The sequence below is a fragment of the Amycolatopsis vastitatis genome (genome assembly GCF_002234595.1).
Classification (GTDB): Bacteria; Actinomycetota; Actinomycetes; order Mycobacteriales; family Pseudonocardiaceae; genus Amycolatopsis; species Amycolatopsis vastitatis.
Genome location: NZ_NMUL01000012.1, coordinates 124,933 through 139,547, shown reverse-complemented (window position 1 = coordinate 139,547; position 14,615 = coordinate 124,933). Strand labels below are relative to the sequence as shown.

General features: G+C 71.3%; 15 protein-coding genes. 9 read left to right on the top strand and 6 right to left on the bottom strand.

Going from position 1 to position 14,615, the window contains the following annotated elements:
- Positions 1–10: 10 nt before the first annotated feature.
- The 3 genes from CF165_RS14815 to CF165_RS14805 form a co-directional block, all read right to left on the bottom strand.
- Positions 11–1,681 carry a hypothetical protein gene (locus tag CF165_RS14815; protein ID WP_093948085.1) on the bottom strand — a complete coding sequence of 557 codons (1,671 nt, stop codon included), beginning with the start codon at positions 1,679–1,681 and terminating at the stop codon, positions 11–13.
- Positions 1,682–1,763: 82 nt separating this feature from the next.
- Positions 1,764–2,126 (bottom strand): VOC family protein, encoded by a 363-nt coding sequence (locus CF165_RS14810; protein WP_093948084.1) that lies wholly within the window; start codon positions 2,124–2,126, stop codon positions 1,764–1,766.
- Positions 2,127–2,155: 29 nt separating this feature from the next.
- Positions 2,156–2,566: a hypothetical protein gene (locus CF165_RS14805; protein WP_093948083.1), complete on the bottom strand. Its 411-nt coding sequence runs from the start codon at positions 2,564–2,566 to the stop codon at positions 2,156–2,158.
- A gap of 409 nt (positions 2,567–2,975) precedes the next feature.
- On the opposite strand from CF165_RS14805, the gene CF165_RS51750 reads away from it, so the two are divergent.
- The 4 genes from CF165_RS51750 (at position 2,976) to CF165_RS14790 (ending at position 7,257) form a co-directional block, all read left to right on the top strand.
- Positions 2,976–3,134: a hypothetical protein gene (locus tag CF165_RS51750; RefSeq protein ID WP_167441444.1), complete on the top strand. Its 159-nt coding sequence runs from the start codon at positions 2,976–2,978 to the stop codon at positions 3,132–3,134.
- A gap of 210 nt (positions 3,135–3,344) precedes the next feature.
- Positions 3,345–5,837 carry a CHAT domain-containing protein gene (locus CF165_RS14800; RefSeq protein WP_240521606.1) on the top strand — a complete coding sequence of 831 codons (2,493 nt, stop codon included), beginning with the start codon at positions 3,345–3,347 and terminating at the stop codon, positions 5,835–5,837.
- A gap of 41 nt (positions 5,838–5,878) precedes the next feature.
- Positions 5,879–6,592 (top strand): GNAT family N-acetyltransferase, encoded by a 714-nt coding sequence (locus CF165_RS14795; protein WP_093948081.1) that lies wholly within the window; start codon positions 5,879–5,881, stop codon positions 6,590–6,592.
- A 71-nt stretch (positions 6,593–6,663) separates the two neighbouring features.
- The gene (locus tag CF165_RS14790) at positions 6,664–7,257 is read left to right on the top strand and encodes a hypothetical protein (RefSeq protein WP_093948080.1); all 594 of its coding nucleotides are present in this window, start codon (positions 6,664–6,666) and stop codon (positions 7,255–7,257) included.
- Between the two features lie 6 nt (positions 7,258–7,263).
- Here CF165_RS14790 and CF165_RS14785 read toward each other — a convergent pair whose 3' ends face one another.
- On the bottom strand, positions 7,264–7,632 hold the full coding sequence (locus CF165_RS14785; protein ID WP_093948079.1) for a hypothetical protein: 369 nt from the start codon (positions 7,630–7,632) through the stop codon (positions 7,264–7,266).
- A gap of 193 nt (positions 7,633–7,825) precedes the next feature.
- On the opposite strand from CF165_RS14785, the gene CF165_RS14780 reads away from it, so the two are divergent.
- The 5 genes from CF165_RS14780 to CF165_RS14760 are packed head-to-tail and all read left to right on the top strand — an operon-like array spanning position 7,826 to position 11,824.
- On the top strand, positions 7,826–9,028 hold the full coding sequence (locus CF165_RS14780; RefSeq protein ID WP_093948078.1) for a PP2C family protein-serine/threonine phosphatase: 1,203 nt from the start codon (positions 7,826–7,828) through the stop codon (positions 9,026–9,028).
- Positions 9,018–10,580 (top strand): sensor histidine kinase, encoded by a 1,563-nt coding sequence (locus CF165_RS14775; protein WP_093948077.1) that lies wholly within the window; start codon positions 9,018–9,020, stop codon positions 10,578–10,580. Before CF165_RS14780 ends, CF165_RS14775 begins: the two co-directional genes overlap by 11 nt.
- Positions 10,577–11,017, top strand: a complete 441-nt coding sequence (locus CF165_RS14770; protein ID WP_093948076.1) for a response regulator — start codon at positions 10,577–10,579, stop codon at positions 11,015–11,017. The genes CF165_RS14775 and CF165_RS14770 overlap by 4 nt, the downstream gene beginning before the upstream one ends.
- A 34-nt stretch (positions 11,018–11,051) precedes the next feature.
- Positions 11,052–11,408 (top strand): STAS domain-containing protein, encoded by a 357-nt coding sequence (locus CF165_RS14765; protein WP_093948075.1) that lies wholly within the window; start codon positions 11,052–11,054, stop codon positions 11,406–11,408.
- Between the two features lie 11 nt (positions 11,409–11,419).
- Positions 11,420–11,824: an ATP-binding protein gene (locus CF165_RS14760; RefSeq protein ID WP_205660864.1), complete on the top strand. Its 405-nt coding sequence runs from the start codon at positions 11,420–11,422 to the stop codon at positions 11,822–11,824.
- Positions 11,825–11,876: 52 nt separating this feature from the next.
- Here the strand turns inward: CF165_RS14760 and CF165_RS14755 are convergent, their stop codons facing one another.
- Positions 11,877–12,836, bottom strand: coding sequence for an IS481 family transposase (locus CF165_RS14755; protein WP_093948471.1), 960 nt, complete (start codon positions 12,834–12,836; stop codon positions 11,877–11,879).
- A 119-nt stretch (positions 12,837–12,955) separates the two neighbouring features.
- Positions 12,956–14,578, bottom strand: a complete 1,623-nt coding sequence (locus CF165_RS14750) for a phospholipase C (protein ID WP_093948073.1) — start codon at positions 14,576–14,578, stop codon at positions 12,956–12,958.
- Between the last annotated feature and the right edge of the window lie 37 nt (positions 14,579–14,615).

The window sequence follows — 14,615 nt, the reverse complement described above, 5'->3', positions numbered from 1 at the left end:
CGATTGTCGCTCAGTTGGTCTTGGACGTCGGCAGGTGGGCGCCCAGGTACCCGACGTACACCGTCCCCGTGCGGTCGGTGTCGTCGAGGAAGTGCAGGCGCGGCGCCGGGGACTTGAAGCGCTCCAAGGCGATGTGGGCGCCGAAGTAGTCGCGGCCCACCGGGTTCGTCCGGGGATCGACACGGAACGTGCGAGCCTGGCGGAGCCGTTCGTTCGTGGTCACCGTGTCGGACTCGGCGAGGGCGATGATGTTGGCGCTGATCAGCGAACCCGGCTGGCCGGTGCGGGCGAAGGCGAGCACGTCCGAGAGCTCGGGTCCCGGGTCCTGGCCCGCGGCGAGCAACGACGTCCGCGTGGCGGCGTAGGCGTCGAGGGTGCGGAGCGCGTCCCACGCCTTGCGGCGCCAGGCAGCGGCTTTCGGGTGGTGGTCGAGGATCGCGGCCGGGGCCGGTTCGGCCGTGATCGCGAGGTGCTTGAGCGTCGCCGCGGCGGTGCCGATCAGCTCCCCGAAGCTGGGAAAGTCGTCCGGCGGGCGCTCGGCGGCGGCGACCTCGTCGTCCGCGTCGTGGTGGCGGGCGAGCCTGCCCGCCAGCAGCCCGTTGACGCGCCTGAGCTCGTCGCGCTCGGCCTCCGTCTCCTCGAACGCGCGCGCGTAGTCGTCCACCTCCTCCTGCAGCTGTGCGAGCTGGTTCCGCAGGCACGCGACATCGGTGGCGCACACGTCCTCGAGGCGACGGCGGAGCGCCTTCACCTCGCAGGCGTGCCGATCCCGCTCCTCGGCGTGGGCCTTCGCCTTCTTCCGCAGGATCGTGATCACCGTGCGCGCCTCGGCGAGTTCCCGCTCGGCGCGGTCGAGCTTCTCGGTCAGCTCGGCGTCGGGCTCGCGCTCCGGCGAAGCGAACGGATCGGTCTCGTACCAGGTCCGCACACTCGGCACCTCCGCCCACTCGGGCGGCAGGGGCGTCCGGCCGCGCGCCTGGATGAGCTGCGTGATCGCGCCTTCGAGCGCCTCGCCGGAAACCGGGCTGGCGGTCTCGACGAAGTCCGGGAGCTGGTCGCAGGGCGGCGCGTAGAGCCGCGCGCCCAGCGGCACCGCGCAGCCGAGGGGGAGGTGCCGGTTGAGGGTCCGGCGGAAGCGGTCGTCGACGTCGAACACGTTGACCAGGCCGGGCCAGCCCTCGACGGGCACCGTCGGCGGCTCGGTGAGCACCAGCACCGCCGACGTCCGCCACGGCGCCACCAGCGCCTCGCCCAGCAGGTCGGCGAGGTGGTCGCATTCCTTGCGCGACCAGCCGCGCATCGCCAGCACCGGCGTTTCGATCGGGATCTCGTCGTTGCCGCTGGCGCCCAGCTCCTCCAGGCCGATCCGCTGCGCGGGCGCTTCGTGGCAGCTGCGCCACGGCCGCGTGCAGGCCGCGGCGAGCAGCCACGCCACCCGGTCCTCGCCGGCGTGGTAGCACAGCGAAAGCAATACCTGAACGGAGTAGCGGCCCTCGCTGCCTTCGTAGGCGAACTTCAGGTCGCAGCGGCGCGATCCGCCGTCGTCGGACGAGCCGAGGTCGGTCACCGTGTAGTCGTCGTGCTGCCGCTGGCGGGTGATCAACCTGCTGCGCAAGGCGTCCAGGGGGCGCTTTCCCTCGGTGGGGACCAGTCCGTGGTGCCAGATCCGGTGCACCCCCACAGGACTCAACTCCGTTCGCCGGGAACAGGGACCTCAGGCGAAGATAGCGGATCCTGTGACCGTACGAACGCGGGGCGTCACGTCATCCGCGCGTCCACAGGCAGAACGGATGCCCGGCCGGGTCGAAGCACACGCGGACGTCGTCCTGCGGCTGGAAATCCGCGACCACGGCGCCCGCGGCGGTCGCCGCCGCCGTCGCCTCCGCGAGGTCGTCGACCTCGATGTCGAGGTGCAGCTGCATCTGCTGGGCGCCGTCGGCCGGCGGCCACACCGGCGGGACGTGCCCGGTCTCCAGCTGGAACGACAGGCCCGCGCCGCCGTCGTCCGGGCGCAGCGTCACCCACTCCGGCTCGTCGGTGCGGATCGGCCAGCCGAGCAGTTTCGAGTAGAACCCGGCGAGCGCGCGGGGATCCGGCGTGCCGAGCACGGTGGAGGTCAGCTTCATGATCGGGTGGTACCCACCCGGGCGGATCCCTACCGCGGTGTTCCGGTCTGGGTGTCGAAGTAGGCGACCGGCGGGCCGACGTGCCGCCAGGACGTCGTCGCGAACACCGCGGCGCCCCCCAACGCCAGCAGGGCGGTGACGACGGCCAGCGTCATGCCGATCCGGCCGAAATCCGGCCGGGGCTGCGTGTCGGCGCACAGGCCGAAGATCAGCGCGAGCACGCTGATCGGCAACAGCCCGAACCACAGCGCGCCGAGAACCAGCACGAACGCCTGCGCGACCCAGGAGTAGGCCCATGCCGACACCAGCTCCGGCCGGACGATCAGCCAGGCCACCCAGGTCGCGGCCGCCAGCGTGAAGCCGGACGCGCCGACCGCGAGCGACGCGACCGCCAGGCCACGGCCGGACCGAGTGATTGTTCCGGCTTCCGGTGCCCCCATGCCAAGAACATCCCGCCGGGACGTCCGAGCGTTACCGGTCGCCGACCGAGTGTCCACAAAGGACGTTGAGCGGCCTCGCGGTCACGTTCCGTGCCCGGATCGCCACGTGGCTCCGAGTGGCTCGGGGGTGGCTCGGGTGGGGTGGCTCAGGTGGCTTCGGAGCCGTCCCCCACATGGCGGCATGCACGTCCGGAGTGGACGTCGTTACAGACTTCACTCTTTAGGACGTTCCGATCTGGACATCGAGCCTGCTCACGGGGGTTGGCCTGACTTTCTGTAGCAAAAACTCTCCCGATCATTGCTCCGTTGTGAAACCATTGGGCCGTTCGCGGGGAGAGGGCCTCGCGAGGGGGACTCACTGTCACGGACAGCGGCCCCATGCAGATCCCCAGGGGAGAGGAGATCGACCATGTCGACGCCCACGGACACCAAGCCCGAAGAAACTCCGGAGCCGGTCGAAGAGCCGGGCCAGCCGGTGGTCCAGTGGACCGGCGAGGACGGCAAGGTCCACGACCACCCGGTCCACACCGACTGCGCGGCCGGCTGCTACCAGGTCGTCAAGCCCTGACCGCACCCGGGCTTCGCATCGCCCGCCTGCTGATCTTCGACCGGTAGGCGGGCTTCCTTTTGGCAACGGCTGTGCTGTCATTAGAGAGTGCCTGTGACGAACCCGGACCCCTCAGCAGTCATCGAGTCGGTCCGCGCGCTTCAGCAAGCCGCCGTTGACGCGTCGTGTCTCGGGCGTTTCCACCAGGGAGTCAAGCATCTTCGGCGGGGAATGAGCCTGCTGGACTCCATCCACCCGGTCGCCGACGAGCACCGCACGGACTGGCTGGTCACCCGGATCAAGGTGGCGAGCACCTTGGCCGGGATGTCCTCCGAGATCACGGGGGACACTGCCGCCGGCTTGGCCGGGCTGGACGACGTGCGGCTGCTCGTCGACGCCGTTTCGGACCCGGTGCTGCGGGCCGAGCTGAACAGCGCCCTGAACCACAACTACGCCATGCGGCTCATGACGGCCGGGCGCCACGAGGACAGCCTCGCCTCCTTCGACGCCTCCCTCGAGCACAAGGAATACCTGCTCGCCCAGGGGGGCGATCCGGCGCCGCAGATGCGTGCTTTCGTGGTGACCCTGTCGTCGCGCGGCTGGGTGCACACCAAGCTCGGCAACGTGAACGAGGCCCGCACGGACCTGATCCGGGCACTGGAGCTGGCGGAGAAGTACGAGTTGCGGGGCGAGGCCGCCGACGTCCGGCGTGTCCTCGGAACGCTGGCGCTGCGGACCGGCGACGTGCCGGAAGCGCTGCGGCTGTTCGAGGAGAGCGAGCGGACCTACCGCGCGCTGGACATGGAGACGCCGGCCCTGCTGCCGATGGAGCAGGCGAAAGCCCTGCTGGCCGCCGGGCTGGCCGACGAAGCGGGCAGTCACCTGGACGAACTGATCTCCCGGCTGACCGCCGACCGCGGCATCGTGGGCCACTTGGGCGTCGCGGAGCTGCTGCGGGCTTCGGCCGCCTTGTTGAGCGATGACGTCGAATTCGCCCGGCAAACCGCCGCCTCCGCCCGCCGGCTGCTGCTGCGGGTGGGCTGCCAGACCTGTGTCGCCAACGCGACCGTCCTCGGTCTGCAAGCCGATGTGCGCGACGCGGTGTCGAGCGGGGAACCGCCCTCGGCGCTGCCGGTGCGAGCCTTGCGGACCGCGGAAAAGATGCAGCTTCCCCGGTTGGCCGAGCAGGCCGCCACCGCGCGGATGCTCGCCGTCCGGCTGGACATCCGGCGCGGGAACCTCAAGCGGGCCGTCGAGACCCTCCGGATGGTTCCCCGTCCCGGGCAGCTGACGCCCATCGACTACCGGATGCTTCGCCGGCTTTGCCGGGCCGAACTCGCCGTTGCCCAGGGGAACCGGGTCAAGGCGCTCACCGAGATCCGGTCCGGGCTCACCGAGCTGGACGCCGTCCGCGATCGGATGGGTGGGCTCGACCTCGTGTCCGGGACCGCTCTCCACGGCCAGGAGCTCGCCGACCTCGCCGTCAAGCTCGTGCTCGAACGCAACGACGCGCGGCGCCTGTTCGTCTGGCTCGAACGGACCCGCGCCCAGACCTACCGCTACGAACCGCTGTCCGCCGGGACCGATCCGGAGCTCGCCGCCCGCGTCGCCGAGGTGCGGGGGCTCGGCCAGGCGATCCAGGAAGCCCAGCACGACGGGCACCCGATCGCCGGTCTGCGGGCGAAGTACAACGAACGGCTGCGGGAGGCGCAGCGGCTCGGCTGGCACACCGGACGCTGGGGGAGGCCGCGGCCGCTGGCCGGTCTCCACGAAGTCGTCTCGCGGCTCGGTCAGCGGGCCATGGTCAGCTTCGCCGCTTCCGGGGACGATCTCGTCGCCGTCGTCATCGCCGGGGGCGAGTGCCGGCTGGTGCGGCTCGGGTCCGCCGAAGCCGCCGCCGAGTCGGCGCGCGTGCTGAACGTCGACCTCGACGCGCTCGCACCCGACAACCTGCCCGAGCGGCTGGCCGAGGTCGTCATGGCTTCGGCGCGCAAGCAGGCGGACAAGCTCGACACGCAGCTGATCCAGCCGCTGGCCGAGCTGTTCGGCGACCGCGACCTGGTCATCGTCCCGACCGGGCCGCTCTACGCCGTGCCGTGGGGCGTGCTGCCGGGCCTGCGGGGGCGGCCGACCGTGGTCGCGCCGTCGGCGACCGCGTGGCTCGCCGCCGAACTCACGAAGTCGCCGCGCGCCCGCAAGATCGTGCTCGTCCGCGGGCCGGGACTGGCCGGTGCCCGCGGTGAGCTCGAGAAGCTGACCACGCACTACCGCACCGCGACGACGATGACCGGCGCCAAGGCCACGGTGAAGTCCGTGCTGCGGGCGATGGACGGCGCGAAGCTCGCGCACTTCGCCGCGCACGGCGCGCACGAGCCGGAGAACGCGTTGTTCTCCCGGCTCGAACTGGCCGACGGCGCCCTGTTCGGCCACGAGATGGCCGGGCTGCGGCAGCCGCCGCGGCAGGTGGTGTTCGCCGCGTGCGAGCTGGCGATGAACCGGATCCGGCCGGGCGACGAAGCGCTGGGGTTCGCCAGCGCCCTGCTGGCGAGCGGCTCCCGGACGGTGATCGCGCCCCTGTCCCGCGTCGGCGACCTCGCCTCGGCGGCCGCGATGGACGACTACTACCGCGCGCTGGCCATCCGGGAGAGTCCGGCACTGGCGCTGGCCGACGCGATCGCGGTGGATCCGTTCCGGCGTCCGTTCGTCTGTCTCGGCGCGGGCTGAACCGTGATGCCGTCCACCGACCCCGGCCCGGGTTCCCCGGCATGACCGGACTGCTCACCGAGCGCCTGCGGCAGGCTTCCGACAACGCCGTCGCGATCTGGACCGCCCTCGCCCACGCCCGCGGTGACGACGTGCTCGAACGACCCGCCTTCACCGCCATCGACGGGCGCCGGTTCCGGATCATGGTGCGGTGCGCCGATCCGGACGGGACCGCGGTCGGCGAACTGACCGAACTCGCCCGCGCGCGCCGGAAGGACGGGCGGACCGTCGTCGTCGAGGACCCGTTCCGCGTGCTCGACCTCGGGGCGCTGGGGATGACTGCCGGGCAGCTGCCCGTGATGGTCCGGGAACCCGCGCCCGTCCCGGAGCCCAGCGGGATCTCCCGGGTGACCACGGCCGACGAGCTCGGGAAAGCCGAAGACCTCATCGTGCACGGCTTTCCGCTGGAGGAGTACCAGCCGCTCCGGGCCGGCACGGTGTTCCCGCCGCCGTTGCTCGTGCGGGACGGCCCGGCCTTCTTCACCCACGGCCACGCCGGCGCCTGCCTCACCATGGCTCACGGCGGGGTCGGCGGCGTCTACTGGGTGACGACGCTGCCGGAACACCGCTCTCGCGGCATCGGTCGCGAACTGATGTACGCCGTGCTCCGGCACTTCGGGGACCTGCCCGTCACGCTCTCCGCGTCCCGGGCCGGCCGCCCGCTCTACGACAAGCTCGGGTTCGTCCACCTCGGCGACGCGAACTGGTGGCGCTGACCGGGGAGCTTCGGGCCGTCGTCGCCCAGTAGGGTGACCCCGCACGACGCCGACAGGGTGGAGGTCGTTCGATGGCACGCACGGGCGGTGAGGGAGAACTTCCCTCCGTCGCCGAACTGGTGGACCTCTCGCAGACGAGGCCGCTGGTGATCCGCGGTGAACTCGACGCGAAGCTCGTCGAGGAACCCGAGCCCGCCCCCGACCCCCTGGCCGTGCTCGACGCCGCACTGGCCGCCGAAGAGCCTGAAGAACGTCCCCGGGAAAGCCCGCCCGCCGACGGGTCCCGGCGCACCAAGCCGTACATCCTCGTCGCGGGCGCGGCCGTCGCGCTCGGGCTGGCCGCCGTCGTGCTGTTCCAGCCGCAGCAGGTGGGTGGGACCGCTGTCCCGCCGCCGGGGGCGTCCGTCCCGGCTCCGCCGCCGACCTCGAGCGAAGCGGTCGAGACGATGAGTGCTTCCGCCGCGCCGCCCCCGCTCACCGCCAAAGTGCAGGACTCACCGGTCGAGACCACGCACGTGCCGGCCGTGGCGGGACGCAAACCCGCGCGCGCCGACACCTCGACGACGGCACCGTCGACGACGTCGCCGGAGGACCAGTGGCGCGAGTACGTCAGCTCGGTGATCAGCTCGTGGCAGCAGCACGGCCACGGCGGCCGGAACCGCTGAGACCGTTCAGCGGGGCCTGAACAGCAGCACGAATCCGGCACTCGAAAGCGCCAGCGCGGCCAGGAAGAACCCGCCGTGCACCGCATTGCCCGTCACGGCGTCCCCGACCAGCTGCACCACCAGGTCCACGATGCCGAGCGCGCCGGCGATCCCCAGCGCCACGCGAGTGCCTTTCACGCCACGGTGGACGCCGTAGACCAGCAGCGCCCAGAGCCCGGCGCAGACCCCGAAGACGAGCACCGCGACCGGCAGCGGGACGGCTCCGGTGACCGCGGTGTCGCTGCCCGCCAGCCGGCCGGCCAGCGTCCCGAGGAACCAGCACGCCGTCGCACCCCACCAGGCGAGGGCGGCGCGCGGCGCCGGGGTCGCGGACATGGCCGGAGCGTAGGCCCGGATCGCCCGGCGCCGAGACGGTCGTGAGCCGAACCGTTACGCACCCGGTGTCACACCGGAGTGCTATAAAGCGCTACCTCAGTGGGACCGGTTCCGCGGCCGTAGGCGGCCGCCGCCGGTGCCGCTAGGGTGATCGTCTGGATCTGGCTCGAGAGCAGCCGAACGGGAGAAGCCGGTGACCGCCGCGCACGACCTATCGTGGGATCCCGGCACCCGCCTGCGGGTGCTGCTGATCGAGGACGACGACGGCGACGCCCTGCTGGTCGAGGAGATGCTGGCGGACACGTCCGTGGAGTACTCACTCGAACGTGTCGAGACGCTCTCCGCCGCGCTCGGCGGCCCGCTCACCGCCGACTGCGTCGTGCTGGACCTGCAGCTGCCCGACGCCATGGGCCTGTCCGGCCTGACCAAGCTCGGCCAGCACGCGCCCGGTGTCGCCGTGGTCGTCCTGACCGGCCAGCACGACCAGGCGACCGGCGTCGCCGCGGTCGCCGCCGGCGCCCAGGACTACCTCGTCAAGGACCAGGTGGACGGGCCGCTGCTGGTGAAGGCGCTGCGCTTCGCGCGCGAACGCAAGCGCGCCGAGCAGGTGGAGCAGCAGTTCCTGCAGCAGCAGCTGCTCGCCCGCGAGAACGCGCGGCTCGAACGCGGCCTGCTGCCCAGCCCGCTGCTGCGCGACCCGCACCTCGACCTGGCCTCCCGCTACCGGCCCGGCCGCAACGGTTCCCTGCTGGGCGGCGACTTCTACGACGCCATCGAGCTCGCCGACGGCACCGTGCACATGATGATCGGCGACGTCTGCGGCCACGGGCCCGACGAGGCCGCGCTCGGGGTCGCGCTGCGCATCGCGTGGCGCTCGCTCGTGATGGCCGGCCTGCCGATGGCCGACGTGCTGAGCATGGTCGAGCGGGTCCTGGTGCACGAGCGGATCGAGCCGCTGTTCGCCACCGTCTGCATGGTCGTCGTCGCGCCGGACCGAAGATCCCTGCGCCTGTCGCTGGCCGGGCACCTCCCGCCGCTGCTGCTCACCCCCGGCGACGGGCACCTGCTCACCGGCGAGCGCCTCGGCGTCCCGCTCGGCATCGTCGACGGCGCCAAGTGGGACGCCGTCGAAGTGCCGCTGGAGCCCGGGTGGTCGTTGCTGCTGTACACCGACGGCGTGTTCGAGGGCCGCGTCGGCGCCGGATCCGAGCGGCTCGGCCACGAGCGGATGGCCGCGCTGGTAGTCGACATCAAGCGGGAGACCGGGATGCACGGCCGGGACCTGCTCGACGAGCTGATCGCCCGCGCCGAACGGCTCAACTCCGGCCCGCTCGACGACGACGTCGCCCTCGCCCTGCTCAGCCACGATCCTGGAGACCCGGCCGATGAGCGTTGATGCCCGCCGGTGGCCGATCGGCCGCTGGCTCGCCCTGCTCGCCGTCGGCGAGACCGTGCTGCTGCTCGCCGCGCTGGTCGGCGGCGGGATCGCGCTGAACAACCTCACCGACGCCCGCAACCGCCTGCTCGACGTCATCGGGCCGCAGCGGGTGAGCGCCGCCCAGCTGTCCACCGCGCTGGTGAACCAGGAGAGCGGCGTCCGCGGCTACCAGCTCGGCCGGAAGCCGGTCTTCCTGGTCCCGTACACCGACGGCGTCCGCGCGCAGGCCGACGCGGTCACGCAGCTGCGGCGGCTCGGCGCGGTCCCCGGCACCCGGATCGGCGACGACCTCGAGGCTGTGCTGCGGGCCGCCGCCACCTGGCAGGCCGAGGCCGCGCCCACCATCGCCCCGGGCGCGCCGCCGGTGACCCCGGCCCAGGTCGAGCGTGGCCGGGTGCAGTTCGTCGCGGTGCGCTCGGCCCTCGACGCCCAGCTCGCCCACCTCGCCGCGGTCCGCGACACCGGGCGCGCCGAACTGGACCAGGCGGCGAGCTTCCTGACCGCGATGCTGGTCGCCGTCGCCGTGCTCGTCCTGCTGCTGTTCGCGGTGCTGGTGCTCGGCCTGCGGCAGGTGATCACCCGGCCGATCCTGCGGCTGGCCGCCGAGGTCCGCCAGGTCGCCGAGTCCGACGTCCACCACCCGGTGCACGGGAGCGGGCCGCGCGAGATCGCCCAGCTCGGCGCCGACGTCGAGGCGATGCGGCAGCGCATCCTCGACGAGGTCGCCGAGCTCGAGCGGGCGCACGCGCTGCTGGACCGGCGGACACAAGAGGCGGAGCGGTCCAACGCGCTGCTGGACCGGCGGACGCGCGAGCTGGAACGGTCCAACGCCGACCTGGAGCAGTTCGCCTACGTCGCTTCGCACGACCTGCAGGAACCGCTGCGGAAGGTGGCCAGCTTCTGCCAGCTGCTCCAGCGGCGTTACCAGGGGCTGCTCGACGAGCGCGGCGAGCAGTACATCGAGTACGCCGTGGACGGCGCGAAGCGGATGCAGGTGCTGATCAACGACCTGCTGGCGTTCTCCCGCGTCGGCCGGCGGCCGGGCGAGCTCGTGCTGGTCGACGCGGGCGTGCTGGTCGACGACGCGCTCGCGAACCTGGACGTCGCGCTGTCGCTGAGCAGCGGCAAGGTCAGCCGCGGCGCCCTGCCGGAGGTGCGCGTCGAGCCGGCGTTGATCACGGCGGTGTTCCAGAACCTGATCGGCAACGCCCTGAAGTTCAAGGGCGAGGCGCCGCCGGAGGTGCGGGTCACCGCCGAGCGTGACGGCGACGACTGGGTGTTTTCCGTGGCGGACAACGGGATCGGCATCGACGCGGAGTACGCGGAACGGGTGTTCGCCTTGTTCCAGCGGCTGCACACGCGCACCGCGTACCCGGGCACCGGCATCGGCCTGGCCCTCTGCCGCCGGATCGTCGAGCACCACGGCGGCCGGATCTGGCTCGACACCGAGGCGCCGGACACGACGTTCCGCTTCACGTTGCCGGCCCGCGAAGACGAGGGGGACGCATGATCCAGGCGCCTGTCCCGATCGACATCCTGCTCGTCGAGGACGATCCCGGTGACGTGCTGATGACGCGGGAAGCGTTCGAGCACCACAAGATCCGCAACGCGCTGCACGTCGTGAGCGACGGCGTCGAGGCGCTCGAGTTCCTCAACCGCGAGGGCGGCTTCGGGGAGGCGCCGCGGCCGGGGCTGATCCTGCTCGACCTCAACCTGCCCCGCAAGGACGGCCGGGAGCTGCTCGGCGAGATCAAGCAGGACCCGGGGTTCCGCACGATCCCGGTGGTCGTGCTGACCACGTCCGAAGCGGAGGAGGACATCCTGCGCAGCTACGAACTGCACGCCAACGCCTACGTCACCAAACCGGTCGACTTCGAGAAGTTCATCGAAGTGGTCCGGAAGATCGACGACTTCTGGGTCACCGTGGTGCAGCTGCCGCACCGGTAGCCGTTTGGCGGAGAGTCGGGCACCATGGGGGGCCGTGACCTCTTCATCACGGGATCTCCCCGCCACCGAGCTGGCGGTCACGCTCGACTGGCGGGGACGGGCCGCGGTGCTGGGCGTGGCGGGGGAGATCGACCTGCTCAGCGCACCCGAGTTCGCCGACGTCGTCGACGCGGTGCTGGCCAGGGAGCCGGAGAAACTGGTGGTCGACCTGCGCGAGGTGACGTTCTTCTGCTCGGCGGGCCTGCAGGTGCTCGCGGCGGCGCACCGCAGGCTGGCCGAGCGCGCGCTGCGGGTGGTGAGCGACTCCGCGGTGACGTCGAGGCCGTTGCGGACCACCGGGCTCGACACGTGGATCGGCCTCCACGCCACGATCGACGAAGCACTTCGGTGAGGCGGGCGCGGATGCCGGAACCGTTCCAGAGCCACGGCGTGCAAGCAGTCCCGCAGGCCCTGCGCCGGCTTCGCCACGACCTGATGGCGTGGGTCCTCGGGGCGGGCGTCGACGAGGCCCGGGCCCAGGACATCGTGCTGGCCAGCTACGAAGCGCTGGCCAACGTGGCCGATCACGCCTACGACGGTGCGGGCTCGGGAGTCGTCGACCTCGACGCCGCGGTGCACCCGGACCGGATCGAGGTGGTGATCACCGACCACGGGCGGTGGCGGATGCCGGTGCCGGACCCGCGCCCGGTTTCCGTGCGGGGCCGGGGGTTGCTGCTGCTGCGGGCGAGCGCCGACCGGGCGGACATCACCTCCGGCGACGAGGGAACCGTCGTCACCCTGGCCTGGGACCGCCTCCGCGCGTCATGAACGACTCTTTCCTGTCGTCCGACGACAGGAAAGAGTCGTTCATGACATCGCGCTAGCTGTATTGACCCGTGAGGTTGGGGACGCGGCTGGCGGGTGGTTTGCCGGCGAGTGCGGTGTGGCCGCGGTGGTGATTGTAGGTGTGCAGCCAGCGGGGCAGGGCTGCTCGGCGTTCGGTGTCGGTGCGGTATGGCTGGGCGTAGGCCCATCCCTCGAGCAGGGTGCGGTTGAACCGTTCCACTTTGCCATTGGTCTGCGGTCGGTAAGGCCGGGTGCGTTTCGGGGTGATGCCGGCGGCGCGCAGCGTGTCGCGCCAGAGATGCGAGCGGTAGCAGGAGCCGTTGTCGGTCAGGACCCGGGTGACGGTGATGCCGCAGCTGGTGAAGAACGCCTGGGCCCGGGTCCAGAACGCGACGGCGGTTTCCCGGGTCTCGTCGGCATGGATTTCGGTGTAGGCCAGGCGGGAGTGGTCGTCGACGGCGTTGTGCAGGTAGGCGTAGCCGTGGCCACGTTGGCCGCTGTTGCGGCGGCCGGCGGCTCGGCCGAGGACCTTGTGCCCGCCGCCGTCGGGGATGTTGCCCAGCTTTTTGATGTCGACGTGCACCAAGTCGCCGGGTGCGGAGTGTTCGTAGCGGCGAATCGGGCGGGCGGTGGCCCGGTCCAGGTGGGTGAGCCGGGCCAGCCGGTAGCGGGTCAGGATCCGGTGCACCGTCGAGGGGTTGAGGCCGAGCAGGTAGCCGATGCGGGCCGGCCCCCACCTGCGGATCACCCGAATCTTGATGACTCGCCGTTCGGTCCGGGTCGGTGTGCGGTTCGGGCTTGTCTGTGGTCGGCTGGACCGGTCGGTCATGCCGGCTTCGCCCAGGTTGCGGTAGCGGCCGGCCCACCTGGCGGCGGTGGAGACCGACACTTGGAACCGTTCCGCAGCCCGCCGCAGCGGCCAGTGGTCTTCGACGATGCAGCGGGCTAGGCGCAGCCTGCCGGTCGGGGTCAGGGGTGCGTTAGCGTGGGTCACGAGGGCCTCCAGGTCGCCGGTGCAGATGTCGCAATCCACACCGAACCCGGAGGCCCTCCCTCACACCAAGATCATTCGATCACGTGTCGCCACGATCGCAACCTCCCCGGACAGAACAGCTAGCCCTTGACCACGGCTCCGGTCTTCGGGTCGAGCGTCACCCGGCGAGCCTGCGGCCACCAGAAGTCGAACATGCCGTTCAAGGACCCGGCGCGGGAGTCGAACGACGAGTCGCCGATCCGGCCGGCGAACCAGTTGTCCTCGATGAACTTCAGCACCGAGGTCTGGTCCGTCACGTTGTGGTCGACGTGGTTCACCTTGCTGAACGGCGAAATCACCAGCAGCGGCAGCCGCGGGCCGTAGCCGCAGCGGTCCGCGTAGGTGCCCACCTTGACCGGCTTCGCCGTGCAGACCGCCTGGTCCTGCGAAGCGTCGTGCGAGCCGTTGACGATCGGCGAGGACACGTGGTCGTACCAGCCGTCCGAGTCGTCGTAGGCCAGGACGATCGCCGTCGACCGCCAGTCCGGGGACTGCTGGATCTTGTTGACCTCGTTGACCACGAACTGCTGCTCGTCCAGCGGGTCCGAGTAACCCGCGTGGCCGTCCTGGTACTCCGGCGCCTTCAGGAAGCTCACCGCGGGCATCGAGCCGGCCTGCAGCGCGTCGTCGAAGTCGCTGATGTCGTACTGGTGGTTCGCGCGGTCGGTCTGGCCGATGGCCTGCACGGACGACGGCGGGAGGTGCTTCGGGTTCGCCGTCGATGGGTAGTACTGGAACGGCTCGTGGTGCGGGCTGTAGTCGACGACCGCGTTGCCGCCCACGTTCGTGTGCTTCTGGCCGCAGACCGCGTAGCCGTTCGCCGAGCCGGTCGGGCGGAAACCGCCCTGGAACCAACCCCACGTGACGCGGCGCTGGTTGAGCAGGTCACCGATGTTGCGGCCGTGCATCGTGGCCAGGTTGTCCGTGCTCGTGTGGTTCTTGCCCGAGCAGTCGTCCCACGCCGGGTCGGGGTCGTTGATGACCGTGCCGACGCCGTTGGAGTCCGGCGACTGGACCGCGTACGCGTCGCTGACCGGCTTGTGCGTGACCGGGTCGACCGCCTGGGCGCCGTGCGTCTGACCCGAGATCAGGTTCAGCGCACCCGGCGTGGACGGGCCGAAGACCGTGTTGAACGAGTTGTCGCTCATCGCGTAGTGCTGGGCGTAGTTCCACATGCCCGTGACGGTGTTGCCGTCGTAGTAGTCCATCACCAGGCCGGGCTCGCCGAACAGGATCGGCTGGCCGGTGCACTTGTCCGTCTCGGTCTTCTCGACGAACTTGTCCATCTTGCCGCCGTTGTAGGCGGCCTGCTCGGCGCCGTAGTTGTGGTTCTGGTCGCAGGTCATTGCCTGCTGGGGCGTGAGCCGCTTCGGGTTGTACGCGTTCGGGTTGCCGGTCAGCAGCTTCTTGTCGAGGCCGTTGACCTTCGGGGTGCCGTGCGCGGCGGTGAACGGGGTGCCGTCGGTGTTGGCCGCGTTCGGGTAGGTGCCGAAGTAGTGGTCGAACGAGATGTTCTCGCCGAAGATGACCACGACGTGTTTGATCGGCGTCGACGTCGGGAGCCACTGCGCCGGGAACGGGTGCAGGGGCTGGGCGTCCGCGGTGCCCGCCGCGGAACCGGTGACGACGGCCAGCGTGACGACCGAGGCGAGCGTCCCGGCGCCGAGCAGGCCGCGGCGTCGCCGGCGGGATCTGTTTTCCACTGAGGGTTCCTCCTGGTGTTGCGGGGTGGGGATGAGC